This window comes from Rhodohalobacter sp. SW132 (assembly GCF_003390325.1).
Taxonomy (GTDB): domain Bacteria; phylum Bacteroidota; class Rhodothermia; order Balneolales; family Balneolaceae; genus SW132.
In genome coordinates this window covers 28,180-43,779 of the sequence record NZ_QUOK01000014.1, presented here as the reverse complement: position 1 = coordinate 43,779, position 15,600 = coordinate 28,180, and the positions used below count along the sequence as shown (strand labels likewise).

Here is a 15,600-nt window from a genome sequence, read left to right as displayed (position 1 = left end):
ACTCAGCGGTTTGTTCCGATTTTAGCGATCCCCCATTCGCGGTATTATGCTGCGTACTATCCCAGCCATCCTTCGCGGTCGAGACTCCGGTACTGTATCGCCTCGGCAATATGGTTGGAACGGATCATTTCAGAGTAATCGAGATCAGCAATTGTTCGTGATACTTTCAAAATTCGGTCGTACGCCCGTGCCGACAATCCCAGTGAATTCATCGCTTTTTTCAGCATCTGTTCACTGCTCTCATCCAGCGGACAGATTTTGCGCGCCAGTTTCGTATTCATCTGTGCGTTACAGTATACATCTTTCACGCCCATAAACCGCTGGTTTTGAATTTCACGTGCTGCCACCACCCTCTGCCTGATATCGGCAGATGTTTCTCCTTTTGCTTTAGATGAAAGTTCTTCATAACCAACTTTGTCAACATCAACATGCAGGTCGATTCTGTCGAGCAGCGGGCCGCTGATTTTCCCAAGATACCGCTGCATCTGGATTCCGGTTGCGCTATCCGGGTTATCGGGATCGTGCCAGTCGCCGGTTGGAGATGGATTCATCGATGCGATCAGCATAATTCGGCTCGGATAGTTTACGCTCATTCGTGCCCGGGAAATACTCACCGATCCATCCTCAAGAGGCTGACGCATTACCTCCAGGGCACTTCGCTTGAATTCAGGCAGTTCATCCAGAAAGAGGACACCGTTGTGTGCCATCGAAATTTCGCCGGGCATGGGGATGCTTCCTCCTCCCACCAGTGCCACATCAGAAACCGTGTGATGGGGACTCCGGAACGGGCGATTTGTAACGAGCGCTTTGCCGGATTTCAACAACCCCGCTACAGAATGAATTTTCGTGGTTTCAAGTGCTTCATCGAGTGTGAGGGGAGGTAAAATTGTGGGAAGACGCCGAGCCATCATCGTTTTACCGGAACCGGGAGGACCGACCATAATAACATTGTGTCCGCCTGCGGCAGCTACTTCCAGCGCACGTTTTACATTTTCCTGTCCGCGCACATCCACAAAATCGAGAATCTCCTGCTGTCCATTCTGGTGGAACAGCGATTCCGGATCGATCTGCACGGGGCTTTGTGTTGAGCTGTCATCAAACCAGCGCATTACATCTTCAAGGCATTCAAATGCCATCACGTCTACTCCGTCGACAACGCCGGCCTCGGCGCCGTTTGCTTTGGGAACAATCAGGTACTCAATGCCCCGGTTGCGTGCTTCAACCGCAATTGGCAGCACACCTTTTACCGGACGCAATTTTCCATCGAGTGCCAGCTCGCCAAGTACGAGCGATTTCGGCATTTTCTCTGTATTGATCTGATCGGAAACCGCCAGCAGACTCAGCGCGATCGGCAGATCAAAGGCGCTTCCCTCTTTTGGAAGATCAGCCGGCGCAAGATTTACGGTAATTCTTCCGCGCGGAAAATGTGCCCCGGCATTCTTCAAAGCCGCATCAATCCGGTCCTTCGATTCACTTACCGCACGATCCGGCAGCCCCACCAGGTAATATTTCGGAACTCCGCCGCTCATATTCACTTCAACTTCTATTAACCGTGCATCCACACCGATAGTGGAGGCGCAATATACTTTTGATAACATAACTCTGAATCTTTATTAACCCTCTTTCGTAGTAAGAGGTGTAAATCGCAGTTTCCTTACACTTTTTTTTAAAATAAATCCGAACGGTCATGACATCATCAGAAAACACAATGTATACAGAGATCACCGGTACGATTGATGAAATTATCCGGGAAGTTCGAAAGTTGATCCGTGCCGGAAATGCACGCAGTCTCATTATTAAAAACAAAGAGGGACGGATTCTTTTCCAGACTCAGCTCACCGTGGGTGTGGCCGGCACAGCACTTTTTACGGCTATGGCGCCCATCATATCCGCCATCACCATGCTGATAATGTTTGCCAACGACGTTCAGGTTATCGTGGAGAAAGTTGAAGATGATTCCGATCCGCAAGACGATGAATATGAGGTAGACGGTGAGATCATCGATATTGAGGATGGTGATGAGAATGAGGGTGAGGGTGAGGAAAAAGATAAAAATTGAATCATTCCCGAAATCAGATATTTGTTTCAGGAATTCAGAGTCATTTTATCCCTGATTTAGAAAGAAAAAAGCTAAAAAAAAGTCCGGCAACTTTTACGGTGCCGGACTTTTTTAATTTTGTATTACGATTTTTGATCACTTCCAGTGTGATTGCGCAATCGCCTCTTCGCTTTGAGCATCAGCAAGGAATCTTTCGGCGTCGAGAGCCGCGCGGCAGCCGGTTCCTGCAGCAGTAACAGCCTGGCGATAGATCGGGTCCATCGCATCTCCGCTGGCAAAAATCCCGGGCAGATCTGTTTCTGTGGATTGTCCTTTGGTTTGAATATATCCCACATCATCCATTGTTAGCACACCTTTAAACAGATCGGTATTCGGTTTGTGGCCGATGGCAACAAATACGCCGGTTACATCATCGAGTGTCGTTTCTTCGCCTGTCTTGCGATTTTTTACTTTTACGCCTTCAACAACCTTGTCACCCAGCACCTCGGCCAGTTCTGAATTCCAGATAAACTCAATTTTATCGTTTTTAAATGCGCGGTTTTGCATCGCTTTAGAGGCACGGAGTTCATCACGCCGGTGGATGACCGATACCTTGCTGGCAAATTTTGTAAGAAACGTTGCCTCTTCCATAGCTGTATCACCGCCGCCAACAATCACAACGTGCTCATTTCTGAAAAAAGCTCCGTCACATGTAGCGCAGGCACTCACACCTTTGCCGCGAAGTTTCTGCTCGCTCTCAATTCCCAGCCATTTGGCTGATGCACCTGTTGCAATGATGATCGACTTGGCATATACCGTGGTCTCTTCATCAACCGTAAGTTTATATGGGCGATCGCCGAATTCGATTTGATTCACAAACCCGTAGCGGCAGTCTGCACCAAAACGTCTGGCCTGCTCACGAAAATCTTCCATCATTTTTGGTCCCATTACACCTTCGGGATACCCGGGATAATTTTCCACATCGGTTGTCTGCATAAGCTGGCCTCCAGGCTCAGGACCTTCAAAAACAATAGGGTTGAGGTCTGCTCTTGCGGCATAAAGAGCTGCCGTTAAACCGGCAGGACCGCTGCCGATAATCACTACATCGAATGTTTTTCCTTCTATATCTTTCATTTATCGCATGATTGATTTTTTTATTTTTTCCGCTCTAAGTTACAAATTTTTATTGCCTGTTTTAGTTGATCTTTTCTATTGAAATCATAGGTTTTGGCAACATTTTTCAAATTTTTTGTTATGGAAACGTTTCCAAATTAAAGTTTGAGTTGCAAAACGTTCAAAATTCCCTAAGTTTGTGCGAATACTCATGTTATAGGAGCTAAAAAATGATTGGGGTCTGTAAAGAAACGGAACAAAACGAAAAACGTGTAACCATCACGCCTGAAGGGGTTAAAAAACTAACCGGTGAAGGTCAGGAAATCGTGGTTGAATCAGGGGCCGGGGTAGATTCCAGCTACAGCGATGAAGCGTACACCGAAGCCGGTGCAACCATAGAACCATCGCGCGAGAAAATTTTATCCGAATGCGACATTCTGCTTGCTGTACAGGCACCTGCTGTGGAGGATTTGAAAAAAATGAAACCGGGCAGTGTGCTGATCTCTTTTATCTGGCCGCTTCAGAACAGCGACTATGTGGACGTTTTGAAGGAGCTTAATATTTCCGGTTTGGCGATGGATACGATTCCGCGCATCAGCCGGGCGCAGTCGATGGATGCACTCTCATCCATGAGCAATATAGCTGGTTATAAAGCCGCACTGCTGGGTGCAAATCAGCTGGATAAATATCTGCCGATGATGATGACCGCGGCAGGAACCATCCCCCCGGCGAAGGTTCTTGTTCTGGGTGCAGGTGTTGCCGGCCTCCAGGCCATTGCAACGGCAAAACGACTTGGAGCAGTCGTTGAAGCGTTTGATATCCGTTCAGCCGTTAAAGAACAGATTGAAAGTCTCGGTGCCAGTTTTATTGAGGCGGAAGAAGATGCAGGCGAAGATTCCGAAACCAAAGGCGGTTATGCCAAAGAACAGACGGAAAGCGACAAAGAGAAGCAGCAGCAGCTCGTGCACGATCACGTTGCAAAATCTGATATTGTGATCACCACAGCGCTGGTTCCCGGCCGGCCGGCACCGAAACTGATCCCCAAAGCGATGGTCGATGACATGAAAGCCGGTTCCGTGATTGTGGATATTGCAGCCGAGCAGGGCGGAAACTGTGAGCTCACAAAAGCCGGAGAAACCGTTCTGCATAACGGCGTGTCCATTATGGGGCCGCTCAATATTCCGTCGATGCTCGCTTTTCACGCCAGTAAGCTGTATTCAAAAAATCAGCTCTCTCTGCTCGATTTACTTTTAGAGAATGGCAAACCCAATTTTAATTTTGATGATGAAATCATTGTAAACGCCACAGTTACGCATAATGGCGAGCTGATTTCTCCATTTGTAAAAGAGAATATGCAGTAGAACCGGGAACTGTCTGATTCTATAACCACCGGGGATCGATCGAATTGACGGATAGACCTGGTCTTTCGGCAGCAAAAGATTCGCAACACTTCAGAAAAATTTCAGAGCTATAAAATCACAACCTGAGTTTACCGGTTTTTCAGTTATTGAAACCGATACCAACTCATGACTCACGACAAATAAATCATGGAAGATCTCATATTTAACCTTTTCATTTTTGTGCTTGCCGCCTTTGTAGGGTTTGAGTTGATCACAAAAGTGCCTCCTACTCTTCACACTCCGCTGATGTCGGGTGCCAACGCCATCTCGGGGATCACCCTGATCGGTGCCCTGATTATTGCAGGCGGTTCGGAATCGGTATACGCACAGTGGATCGGTTTTGCGGCCATTGTTTTCGCTACCATCAATGTGATTGGCGGTTTTATGGTGACCGACCGCATGCTGGAGATGTTCAAAAAAAAGGAGGATAAAGGATGAGCGAATTCTTACCAGATATGCATATTGTTATCCAGCTCATCTATCTCATTGCAACCGGCTTTTTCATTGTAGGGATTAAGCGTCTCGGTTCGCCCGCTACAGCCCGGTCGGGAAATCAACTCGCCTCCTTTGGTATGTTTTTGGGTGTTGTGGTTACTCTTTTTAATCGCGAGATCATTAGCTTTGAGTTTATCGTTGCCGGTGTGGTTCTCGGCGGTTTAATCGGCATATTTTTAGCTAAAAAAGTTCAGATGACCGCCATGCCTGAGTTGGTTGCTATCTTTAACGGTTTTGGCGGAGGCGCATCTGCTCTTGTAGCGTGGGGAGAGTTCGCCCGGCTTGAACCCGCACTGATCCCAACAGACGGATTGGTGACTACAGGTCTAAGTATCTTAATCGGTTCGATCACATTTTCCGGCAGCTTCATCGCTTTTGGAAAACTGAAAGGGTTTATTGGGGGCGGACGCATTGCACTTCCCGGGCAGAATATCATCAACCTGGTTCTCACTGCTGTTGCACTCGGCCTGGTTGGCTGGTTCACGTTTGACCCGGAATACCAGGTTGTATTCTGGAGCCTGTTCGGCCTCGCCCTGCTGATCGGTGTTTTAACCGTACTCCCTATTGGCGGCGCAGATATGCCCGTTGTGATCTCTCTTTTAAACTCCTATTCCGGTATCGCAGCTTCGATGGCCGGATTTGTACTGGATAATAACCTGCTCATCATCAGTGGTGCGCTGGTGGGTGCTGCCGGACTGATTCTGACCAATGTGATGTGTAAAGCGATGAACCGAACCCTGCTGAGTGTGCTCTTTGGTTCATTTGGCGGCGGAGATGATACAACCGTGTCTGCAGATGGCGGCGACAAAAGCGTTCAGAAAACATTTGCTGATGATGTAGCCATTCAGTGCTCCTATGCTAAAAAAGTGGTTGTGGTACCGGGTTACGGACTTGCTGTTGCCCAGGCGCAGCACGTCATCAAAGAGGTGGCAAATCTTTTAGAAGAAAAAGGCGTTACAGTGAAGTATGGCATTCACCCGGTGGCCGGACGTATGCCGGGACACATGAATGTTCTGCTCGCCGAAGCGGATGTTCCCTACGATCAGCTCTATGATATGGATGAAATCAATCCGGAATTTAAATCAACAGATGTTGTGCTGATTATCGGGGCGAATGATGTTGTGAATCCCGCCGCCAAAACAACTGCAGGCAGCCCGATTTACGGTATGCCGATTATGAATGTAGATGAAGCTAAGCGCACAATTGTGTTTAAGCGAAGTTTGAGTTACGGTTACGCAGGAATTGACAATGATCTTTTCTATGCTGATAAAAACCAAATGTTCTTTGGTGACGCCAAAAAATCTCTCCAGGAACTTGCTTCTGCCATCAAAGATCTGGATTAACACCCATTTAAACCTCTTCATTTTATGAACCGGGATGTATTCTAAGTCATCCCGGTATTTCTTCTTTTGCTCTGAAATTCCGCATAATTGATGTTGACTGCAGATCCGTGTAATTTATCGGTATTAAACGATTAACATAACCCCTAATCTTATGCCGAAAGTGAGCAATATCAGCATGGATGACCCGGCGATAGAACGTTCAGCGGTGATTGCAAAAGCCCTCGGCCACCCGGCCCGTATCGCCATTCTTAAAATTCTGGCGGATCGCTCTACCTGTTTTTGCGGAGATATCACGGAAATTTTACCGCTTGCGCAATCTACAGTTTCCCAGCACCTGAAAGCCCTGAAAAATGCCGGGCTGATAACGGGTGAGGTGGAAGGTGTGCGTACCTGCTATTGCCTGAATCCCGATGGCATCAAAGAGCTGAACTCCCTGCTATCCGAATTCACAACTCAACTGGTGAAAACCTGCTGCTGAGCTGGCAAAGATTATTGGATTCCTAAAATGGATACGCATCATCATATCAAACTGAATAGACATACTCATCAGGCGCATAATTTCCGATCAATTTTAAAAGCGCTTCCAATCTGTATTTACAAGGAGCCCTAAGCGCTTTACAGTGACTTATACCGAAACTATTTGCTCTCACTCATTATTTTGATCTAAACCCGATTATTCTGATCTTTCAAGTCTTGAAATTGAATCCAAACATCAGGTTTCTGATAACACGTTAAAGCAATTAAATACCATGGCAAAGGTCGAAGTGGTGATGCCCCAAATGGGCGAATCAGTAATGGAAGGAACAATTATTGAATGGGTGAAAAAAGTTGGGGATTCCGTGGAAGTGGATGAAACACTATTGGAGATTGCCACCGACAAGGTTGACACCGAAGTGCCGTCACCCGAGGCCGGAACGCTTGTGGAAATCCTGGTGGAAGCCGACGAAACAGTTGAAGTAGGCCAGGCGATCGCCATTATCGACACCGAGGGCGGGGCGCCCGAATCATCTTCGGATAACGGTGAAGAGTCAGACGAATCAGAAAACGAAGCTGAAGAAGCATCCGAAGATAAAGAAGAGCCGGAAGAATCAGAAGAAAAACAGGAAGCGGCTGAAGAAAAGACCACATCCGAAGATGACTCATCCGATGATACCGGTGATGGAGAGCGCATTGAGGTTGTGATGCCGCAGATGGGCGAATCGGTTATGGAAGGTGAAGTGATCGAATGGATCAAGCAGGTCGGTGATACTGTTGAAGTGGATGAACCGCTTCTCGAAATTGCCACCGATAAAGTTGACACTGAGGTTCCGTCACCCGAAGCCGGAACCCTCGCAGAAATTCTTGTAGAAGCCGGTGATACCATTGAAGTCGGCCAGCCGATCGCCATCATCACAACCGGAAAAGCAGCATCCGGGGGAACATCCAAAGAGAAAGAAAAGCCCGCAAAAGCAGAAAAAAAGGAAACTGCCCAGGCTTCATCCGGAAAAGCGGAGCAAACAAAATCAGCGTCTGACGCAAATGGCTCAGAACCTCAGCGTGTGGGAAGTGACGGCCGCTTTTTCTCACCTCTCGTTCGATCTATCGCTAAAGAAGAAGGAATTTCGCAGGAAGAACTTGAATCGATTGAAGGCAGCGGCAAAGATGGCCGGGTTTCCAAAGAGGATATTCTCTCATTTCTTGAAGATCGCAAAGCCGGCAAAACATCGAAACCTGCTGCCAATGGCGGCCTCTCCAAGCCCACATCACAGCCGACAGAAAAATCCAAAGGTGATGGAAAAATTTCAGCCGGTGAGCTGAACGTTACGCGTCCGCATGAGAATGTTGAGGTGATCAAGATGGATCGCATGCGAAAGATGATTGCCGAGCACATGGTGCGCTCCAAGCAGACATCTGCTCATGTTACGACATTCAGCGAAGTGGATGTAACGAATATCGTGAAATGGAGAAACGCCAATAAAAATAAATTCCAGGAGCAAACAGGTATCAAACTTACCTTTACTCCAATTTTTATTGAGGCTTTTATTAAAGCGATCGGTGAATTTCCACTGATCAACAGTTCAGTGGATGGTGATGAAATTCATCTGAAGAAAGATATCAATTTCGGCCTGGCTGTTGCGCTGGGTGAAGGTGGCCAGGGTGGACTGATTGTGCCCGTAATTAAACAGGCGCAGGATAAAAACCTTGCCGGCATCGCCAAAGCGGTTAACGACCTTGCTTACAAAGCAAGAAATAAAGAGCTCAGCCCTGACGATCTTGTTGGTGGTACCATCACCCTCACCAACTACGGAAGTGTGGGCAACCTGATGGGTACCCCGATCATTAACCAGCCCCAGGTTGCTATTCTTGGCACCGGCGTGATTGAAAAAAAACCGGTTGTTCGGGAAACACCAGAGGGAGATGTGATTGCCATTCGCCACATCATGTACCTGTCTATGAGCTACGATCACCGCATTATCGACGGAGCACACGGCGGGGCATTTACCAGCCGGGTAAAAGAGCTTCTTGAAGATTTTGACCCAAACCGGGCAATCTGAAAGTAAATTCGCTGTAATTTTAAAAAGCGGCGGGAGCAGATTCCGCCGCTTCTTTTTTCTGGAGCCCCATGAGTGATTCTACCATAAGTGTTTCTGCCTCCGATGAGCTTACAGTCTGTCGCGAAGTGCACGAGCTCAAGTCCTGCCTGAATGAACTACGCACCAACCGGAAGACCGCTGCACTTGTTCCTACCATGGGTGCTCTGCATGAAGGCCATCTCTCTCTGATTGAGATTGCAAAAGAACAGGCGGACATTGTTATCGTTTCAATATTTGTGAATCCTACCCAGTTCGGCCCCAATGAGGATTACGAAACCTATCCCCGCCAGTTTGATAAGGATGTTGAGAAGTGCCGGGATGCCGGGGTTGACGTTGTGTTTTCGCCCGACAGAGAAGAGGTGTACAGTGATGAAAACTTCTTTCAGATTAAGATTTCGACACTTAACGAGCATATGTGCGGCGGGAGCCGGCCCGGTTTTTTTGAAGGGATTGTTCAGGTAGTGAATAAACTCTTTAATATGGTTGAACCGGATGTAGCTGTGTTTGGTCAGAAAGATATTCAGCAGGTTCAGATATTGCGCCAGATGGTCCGGGAGTTTAATCATGGGGTTAAGATTGTCACCGCACCCATTCGCCGGGCCAACGACGGCCTTGCCCTCAGCAGCCGGAATACTTATCTCTCTGATGATGAACGAGTTACAGCGCCAGGACTATTTCGATCGCTCCAGTACATTGAAACTCAAATTCGTTCGGGTGTACACACTCCTAAACTACTCATCCGGCACCAGGAAAGTGAGCTTGAAGCAAAAGGTTTTGAAATTGATTATCTTAATGTGTTTGCTCTCAAAACGCTTTCACCCGTTGAATCGTTAGAGAAAGGACAAACATATATCATTGCGGGTGCAGCTTATCTTGGCAAGACCCGGCTGATCGACAACATATTGATAGAATTATAAGTATCCGAGTTATGAAACTGACCATGTTCAAATCGAAGCTCCATCAGATGCGCGTCACCGAAGCAAACCTGATGTACGAAGGCAGCATCACCATTGATGAAGAACTGCTGGAAATGGCAAATCTTTTGCCGTACGAAAAGGTCCAGGTAGTGAATATCACCAATGGTTCAAGGCTCGAAACGTACACCATACCGGGCGAACGCGGCAGCCGTATCTGTTGTATGAACGGCGCTGCCGCACGGCTCACACAAGTTGACGATCGTGTGATTATCATGTCATACGCGGAAATGGAGCCTGAGGAAGCAAAAAATCACACGCCTACCGTAGTTGTTGTTGATGAGGATAATAATCCAAAAGATATCCTGGATAATATCTCTCACGGCCAGAAGTACGGGCTCGAAAATGGACTTGTAGAAGAGGCTGAATAACGGCTCCCTTTTTTCAACTGATTGATATGAAAAAACCTCATGGTTAACTCCATGCGGTTTTTTTTATTCTTCCCCGCCCCCCTTTCGCCAGTGGTGGGATAGGCTTCTATGTCGCAAATACACTCCATGTAGAAGGTAATGTCACTAAAATTAGCCAATTATGGATTATTCTCCTGATACTTTTGAGCGGTCAAAAGTATCCAAAACCCGCCGGGCTGGTGATTCCTTCAGTCGGGATTTGCGGTCCGTTTTGCGATGTAAAAACAAAGGTCCATATCACTTCGTGACAGTAATCTAAGATTTGGCCGGTAGTTTTTACAAGCATCGCATGCACTCCCCGCAAATCAAGCACCTCCTTCAGTAATCAAAGGCCGGAAGAATTACAAAATCGACACAAGATCTATTGTGCAAAAGTATATCAGATTTCGTTTGAAAGATAGTTATCAAAGTTTGTGACATTGAAATGGAAGGGGGCAGGACAAAACTTTCATAGTCTACTTAAGATATTTGGACTTTTGAATCCAGTCAATGCATTGAAGGCCCCTCATCTCCTTGATTGATACAGTCATACCTCACTTGTTACAGGATCTTTCATCCCGGTTTGAGCGATTAATACTGCCATTATTCAATCTTTATTCTTTGAAAAAAACAGGAGATCGCGGGTCAGGCCCGCGATGACGTGCTTTTTGGACAGCCACTGCCAAATGATTCTAATCTGATCAACTATATTCCGGAAGAAGTTCCAAAAATCGGGCTGAGGTTTTAATTCCGCGATGAAAATCTTTCAGTGAAAAACTTTCGTTGGGCGAATGGAGTGCATCTTTAGTGAGCCCAAAACCCATCAGGATAGAATTTACACCGAGAATTTTCTGAAAATCTGCCACAATCGGAATACTGCCGCCTTCCCGTGAATAGAGTGCTTCTTTTTCATACACATCTTCAAACGCCTGTGCAGCGGCTTTCAGACCGTAGTAATCGAGGTCGATAACCACAGGGTGTCCGCCGTGGTGTGCTTCAACGTTTACCGTCACGCTGTCAGGAGCCAGAGAAAGCACCTGCTTCTCAAACAGTTTTGCAATTTTATCCGGGTGCTGGTCAGGCACAAGCCGCATGCTGATTTTCGCGCTCGCTTTTGCCGGAAGAACCGTTTTCGCACCCTCTTTCTGATAACCACTCCAAAGTCCGTTCACATCAAGCGTGGGACGTGCGGATGCACGTTCGAGGGTGCTGTACCCTTTCTCGCCAAAAACTTCTTTCAGGTCAAGGTCTTTTTTATACGCTTCTTCATCATGCGGAAGTTTGCTGTAAGCCTCACGCATTTCGGGCGTAAGCGGCTCCACATCGTCGTAGAATCCGTCAATCTGGATCACGCCGTCCTCGTCCTTTAATTTAGAAATGATGTCAGCCAGAACATTAGCGGGATTATTCACCGCACCGCCATATACGCCGGAATGCAGATCACGATTCGGCCCTTGTACATGAACCTCCATATAAGCCAGACCGCGAAGTCCGTAGGTGATCGACGGCTGATCTTCGCCGAACATTGCGGTATCGGAAATCAGCACCATATCACAGGAGAGAAGATCTTTATTCTCTTTGATAAACGGCACCAGGTTTGGAGACCCGATCTCCTCCTCCCCTTCAAGAATGAATTTCACATTAACCGGCAGTTCGGTTCCGGTTTGAAGGTAAGATTCCACCGATTTGATATGTGTGAAGGATTGACCTTTGTCATCGGATGCACCGCGGGCGTACACACGTCCGTTTTTAATGGTCGGCTCAAACGGGGGCGTATCCCACAGCTCCTCGGGGTCCGGCGGCTGAACATCGTAATGTCCGTAGATCAGCACCGTCGGGCGATTTTCGTTCACAATTTTTTCGGCAGTGATGATGGGATGACCCGGAGTCTCGTGCACCGTAACCTTATCCAGACCGATCTCTTTGAGTTGTGTTGAGAGAAACCCGGCGGCTTTTTGCACATCACTTTTGCGGGATGAATCGGTACTAACACTGGGAATCCGAAGCAGTTCAAACAACTGACCCTGAAACGTTTCGATATTTTTATCAATATAATCTTGAACAGTAGACATAATTTATTTCTGGATTAAAAAATTAGATCAAAGAGTGTTTTGCATAACCAACCCTTTGATCAAGGTTTCATTTTAAAATTTCATCTTGTAAACAGTATATAAAGGGATCTCATTCAATAGAGGTTTTATCCTAAACTCCCTGAAAGGTAGGTGTTCAAATGTAGAAAGGCTACCGGTAATCAGTTCAGTGAATCACCTAAAAAACAGAAAAGCCCCCCGGTTTATATTCCGGGAGGCTTTTTTTAAAAAATTCCTAAAACAGGAGAATGGCTTATTTGATAAGCGTCATTTTTCTGGTCTGGATAAAGTTTCCAGCCTGGATTCTGTAGAGATACATACCGCTGGCAAGATTACTTGCGTCGAATGATACGGTGTGATATCCGGCAGACTGCTGTTCGTTGTTCACCAGGAGTGCCACACGCTGACCCACAACATTGTATATCGAGATTTGCACGTCGGATGCCTGCGGCAGCGCGTACTCAATCTGTGTGGTTGGGTTGAATGGGTTCGGGTAGTTCTGATTCAGCTCAAACTGCTGCGGAAGATCAGAAATCGCCTCATCGAGGCTGGTTACCACGCCACGCTCGAGTGATACAGTCCATACCTGGTTGGCGTACTGGATTCCATTCTCTGTTCGCGCAACAACGGTCCACTGCAGCGGGATTGATCCACCCACTTCAACACCGAACTGTGCCAGAAGGCCATCAATGGCTTCATTTGAAAGTGTAAGGCTTGGAGTAGCTGATGGCAGCTCAAGTGATGGAATTGCATAGGTCGTCAGCGGGCTGGCTGCGATCCATGAATACGTCACCTCATCCTCAGATTCAGCTTCAGTCCAGCCAATTGTGATGGTATCTGAACCTTCACCTTCTACAACCAGAGTTGTCTCATTTTCCGGGCTTTCCAGATCAAACTCTGCAATCGCATCTGCAGGAGTGATGTCGCTTGCAATACGCGGTACGATTTGCAGTGAGTTGAACTGGGTCATATATCCTACGATGTTGACAGGTCCGTCAGGAATTTGAGTTCCAATAAACGGAGCTTCACCCTGGTAATAAATTGCTTCATCCCCATCCGGATCAAGACGATCGGTTCGCAGATTCAGCGTGTTTCCGTCTTCATCTTCCAGTACGTATGTGGATTGATTTGACCATTCACCGGATTCTTGTACGGTTACATTTTTAAGAATCACAAGCTGCCCTGTTACTGATGACACTTCCTCTTCGAAGTCAAGATCACCAATGTTCACTTTGATTGGATACACTGAGTTATCCGTTGATGAAGCCTCACCCGGATCTTCGGATGGCTCAAATTGAATCAGGCCGTTAAATACGGCAAGCGAACCTGTGATCCCGGTGATTCCGTCGTAACGGTTGTATTCGGTTTCAATCACACGCGAAAAATCATCAAAGACAATTCCTGCTGTTGCATCAGATACAGCTTTTCTGCCGCGGAAGTCACTGTTGAACGTAAGAACAACTTCGTTGTTTACTCTGTAGATCGTGCCGCCAATTTCTCCGGCGCGCAGTTCTGCCAGGTTTTCAACTTCAACCGGAGTAACGGTCATAACGCCTGAAACATTTGTTTCACCGTCCCAGAAGCCACCGCCATCTTCGCTGAAACCGCCGTAAACCGGGTCATCAAATCCAAGCTGGAATTTTGATGCATAGTAGTAGGTTCCAGGTTCGGTCATGCTCAATGCGGCATAATATTCATCGTTATTATCAGAGCTAATATTAAAATCAGCTTCCTGCCATGCACTTTCAGGCCAGTCTGCAGGATCGATATCTTCCTCATAAACACCGAACCATGCGGTTAATTCTTCCTGGTCTTCACCGCTGCCGGTGAAATCTTCGATCCAAATCTGAGCATAAGCCGTATCTGCCTGGTTTGATCCAAGTTCCATCTCTCCGGGCCACTGAAGATTTGCCCAACCGATGGTTCCATCAAACGGTTCACTTAAAAGAATTGTGGACCCATCTGCAAGCACGGCAAGCAGGGCAAAACTATTCTCACCATCTGCATTTTCTGCATCAAAGAATCCTGAGGCTAGAACCGTGATAGCTGCTCCAGCTGCATCAAGTGTTGCAAAAGGTGCAGCGAATTCTACTATAACTTCTCCTCCCGCACCAGCAATTCCGACAACTTCATTCACCGGATCCAGAGATACGTAATCTGAGAACGATGGATATTCCAGACCTTCAATAGCGGCAGTTTCCCCAGTTTGCGTCAGGTAAATATCTACAGCCGGAGCGTCTGGTGATCCGTGATGGATAACTACATCCACATCTTCTTCACTTTCAGCAGATGTTCTTGCATTTGCAAGTAGTTCCAGACTAAATCCTGCTGCGTCTGTGAAATCGTCCGGATCTATCACACCGGATGCTACTGCAATATAGTAACCGTCTTCATCAAGGTTGATGGTTACCGGACCAACTGCGTTTTCGATTCCGGCTTCTGCTGGTGCTACCTGAATATCGAGATCAACTCCTGCAGGTACACTCAGAAATTCGGTTGCTGAGCGAAAATCAACACCGGTAAGAAACTCTTCGCCATTCACATAAATATCAACAGACGATACAGCTGGATCCGGTGAGTTATGAATGATTTGAAGATTGGCCATCGCTTCTGGTTCTTGTACAATTACATCACGCAACCTTTTAGCTGAAGGACTATCAGTTCTGATAAAACGAATCATCACATCCTCTTCACCTAAAACGGATTCATCAAATTCCATCTCAGCTGCGAGATAGTCTGAGCTTGTGGGGACAGGAGATTCGTATGATTGGGCACTCCATGTATTTCCTCCGTCTACTGAGACCTCAACCGTGAGTGGGCCGTCATCACCAGATCCAAATTTTGCTACCTGGAATGTAAGAACGGCTTCGGTTAAGCCACTTAAATCAAAGGATGGAGTCCAGAGTTCCGATCCCTCTTCTTCGAAAAGTGCGTATCCACCGGCTCCGGTTCTGAAATCCATATTAACTTCAGTCCACCCGTCCGGCAAGGCTCCATCGCGTAACTCTTCATCTATAACATTTTGTCCGATTGCAGCTGTATTTGTGAATGCAAATAGCAAAAGCATTCCCAAAAATAGCTTACTGATCGTAGCTAAATATTTCATATAGTAATTGTTTAATTGTGATTAGTTTAGGTTTAGCGACTGTACTCTTTTAGATTTTCTGCAGTCGTTTTGCAACCAT

General features: G+C 46.9%; 12 protein-coding genes. 8 read left to right on the top strand and 4 right to left on the bottom strand.

The window, feature by feature from the left end; all coding sequences use genetic code 11:
* Positions 1 to 56: 56 nt before the first annotated feature.
* Positions 57 to 1,598 (bottom strand): YifB family Mg chelatase-like AAA ATPase, encoded by a 1,542-nt coding sequence (locus DYD21_RS19475; protein WP_116038691.1) that lies wholly within the window; start codon positions 1,596 to 1,598, stop codon positions 57 to 59.
* An 89-nt stretch (positions 1,599 to 1,687) separates the two neighbouring features.
* Here DYD21_RS19475 and DYD21_RS19470 point away from each other — a divergent pair, with 89 nt between their 5' ends.
* Entirely contained in the window at positions 1,688 to 2,059 is a 372-nt protein-coding gene (locus DYD21_RS19470) for a DUF4342 domain-containing protein (RefSeq protein ID WP_116038690.1), read from the top strand.
* 135 nt (positions 2,060 to 2,194) lie between these two features.
* Here the strand turns inward: DYD21_RS19470 and trxB are convergent, their stop codons facing one another.
* The gene (trxB, locus tag DYD21_RS19465) at positions 2,195 to 3,172 is read right to left on the bottom strand and encodes a thioredoxin-disulfide reductase (RefSeq protein ID WP_116038689.1); all 978 of its coding nucleotides are present in this window, start codon (positions 3,170 to 3,172) and stop codon (positions 2,195 to 2,197) included.
* Positions 3,173 to 3,381: 209 nt separating this feature from the next.
* Between trxB and DYD21_RS19460 the strand changes: the two genes are divergently transcribed.
* The 7 genes from DYD21_RS19460 to panD all read left to right on the top strand — a co-directional run bounded on the left by DYD21_RS19460 (position 3,382) and on the right by panD (position 10,307).
* The gene (locus tag DYD21_RS19460; protein WP_116038688.1) at positions 3,382 to 4,512 is read left to right on the top strand and encodes a Re/Si-specific NAD(P)(+) transhydrogenase subunit alpha; all 1,131 of its coding nucleotides are present in this window, start codon (positions 3,382 to 3,384) and stop codon (positions 4,510 to 4,512) included.
* A 186-nt stretch (positions 4,513 to 4,698) separates the two neighbouring features.
* A complete protein-coding gene (locus tag DYD21_RS19455; RefSeq protein ID WP_116038687.1) occupies positions 4,699 to 4,989 on the top strand; it encodes an NAD(P) transhydrogenase subunit alpha in 291 nt (96 codons plus the stop codon).
* Positions 4,986 to 6,389 (top strand): NAD(P)(+) transhydrogenase (Re/Si-specific) subunit beta, encoded by a 1,404-nt coding sequence (locus tag DYD21_RS19450; RefSeq protein ID WP_116038686.1) that lies wholly within the window; start codon positions 4,986 to 4,988, stop codon positions 6,387 to 6,389. Before DYD21_RS19455 ends, DYD21_RS19450 begins: the two co-directional genes overlap by 4 nt.
* Before the next feature lie 151 nt (positions 6,390 to 6,540).
* Entirely contained in the window at positions 6,541 to 6,867 is a 327-nt protein-coding gene (locus DYD21_RS19445; RefSeq protein WP_233505592.1) for a helix-turn-helix transcriptional regulator, read from the top strand.
* 271 nt (positions 6,868 to 7,138) lie between these two features.
* On the top strand, positions 7,139 to 8,923 hold the full coding sequence (gene sucB / locus DYD21_RS19440; RefSeq protein WP_116038685.1) for a 2-oxoglutarate dehydrogenase, E2 component, dihydrolipoamide succinyltransferase: 1,785 nt from the start codon (positions 7,139 to 7,141) through the stop codon (positions 8,921 to 8,923).
* A 68-nt stretch (positions 8,924 to 8,991) separates the two neighbouring features.
* Positions 8,992 to 9,879, top strand: coding sequence for a pantoate--beta-alanine ligase (panC, locus tag DYD21_RS19435; protein WP_116038684.1), 888 nt, complete (start codon positions 8,992 to 8,994; stop codon positions 9,877 to 9,879).
* Between the two features lie 11 nt (positions 9,880 to 9,890).
* Positions 9,891 to 10,307 carry an aspartate 1-decarboxylase gene (gene panD / locus DYD21_RS19430; RefSeq protein ID WP_116038683.1) on the top strand — a complete coding sequence of 139 codons (417 nt, stop codon included), beginning with the start codon at positions 9,891 to 9,893 and terminating at the stop codon, positions 10,305 to 10,307.
* A 719-nt stretch (positions 10,308 to 11,026) separates the two neighbouring features.
* Here the strand turns inward: panD and DYD21_RS19425 are convergent.
* Together DYD21_RS19425 and DYD21_RS19420 are read right to left on the bottom strand one after the other, a co-directional pair.
* A complete protein-coding gene (locus DYD21_RS19425; RefSeq protein ID WP_116038682.1) occupies positions 11,027 to 12,397 on the bottom strand; it encodes a dipeptidase in 1,371 nt (456 codons plus the stop codon).
* A gap of 271 nt (positions 12,398 to 12,668) precedes the next feature.
* Positions 12,669 to 15,521 carry a DUF4397 domain-containing protein gene (locus DYD21_RS19420; RefSeq protein WP_116038681.1) on the bottom strand — a complete coding sequence of 951 codons (2,853 nt, stop codon included), beginning with the start codon at positions 15,519 to 15,521 and terminating at the stop codon, positions 12,669 to 12,671.
* Positions 15,522 to 15,600: the final 79 nt, after the last annotated feature.

Excerpts from the sequence above, each read along its gene's own strand:
- DYD21_RS19475 (WP_116038691.1), bottom strand. The coding sequence starts at position 1,598 with ATGTTATCAAAAGTATATTGCGCCTCCACTATCGGTGTGGATGCACGG.
- DYD21_RS19470 (WP_116038690.1), top strand. The coding sequence starts at position 1,688 with ATGACATCATCAGAAAACACAATGTATACAGAGATCACCGGTACGATT.
- trxB (WP_116038689.1), bottom strand. The coding sequence starts at position 3,172 with ATGAAAGATATAGAAGGAAAAACATTCGATGTAGTGATTATCGGCAGC.
- DYD21_RS19460 (WP_116038688.1), top strand. The coding sequence starts at position 3,382 with ATGATTGGGGTCTGTAAAGAAACGGAACAAAACGAAAAACGTGTAACC.
- DYD21_RS19455 (WP_116038687.1), top strand. The coding sequence starts at position 4,699 with ATGGAAGATCTCATATTTAACCTTTTCATTTTTGTGCTTGCCGCCTTT.
- DYD21_RS19450 (WP_116038686.1), top strand. The coding sequence starts at position 4,986 with ATGAGCGAATTCTTACCAGATATGCATATTGTTATCCAGCTCATCTAT.
- DYD21_RS19445 (WP_233505592.1), top strand. The coding sequence starts at position 6,541 with ATGCCGAAAGTGAGCAATATCAGCATGGATGACCCGGCGATAGAACGT.
- sucB (WP_116038685.1), top strand. The coding sequence starts at position 7,139 with ATGGCAAAGGTCGAAGTGGTGATGCCCCAAATGGGCGAATCAGTAATG.
- panC (WP_116038684.1), top strand. The coding sequence starts at position 8,992 with ATGAGTGATTCTACCATAAGTGTTTCTGCCTCCGATGAGCTTACAGTC.
- panD (WP_116038683.1), top strand. The coding sequence starts at position 9,891 with ATGAAACTGACCATGTTCAAATCGAAGCTCCATCAGATGCGCGTCACC.
- DYD21_RS19425 (WP_116038682.1), bottom strand. The coding sequence starts at position 12,397 with ATGTCTACTGTTCAAGATTATATTGATAAAAATATCGAAACGTTTCAG.
- DYD21_RS19420 (WP_116038681.1), bottom strand. The coding sequence starts at position 15,521 with ATGAAATATTTAGCTACGATCAGTAAGCTATTTTTGGGAATGCTTTTG.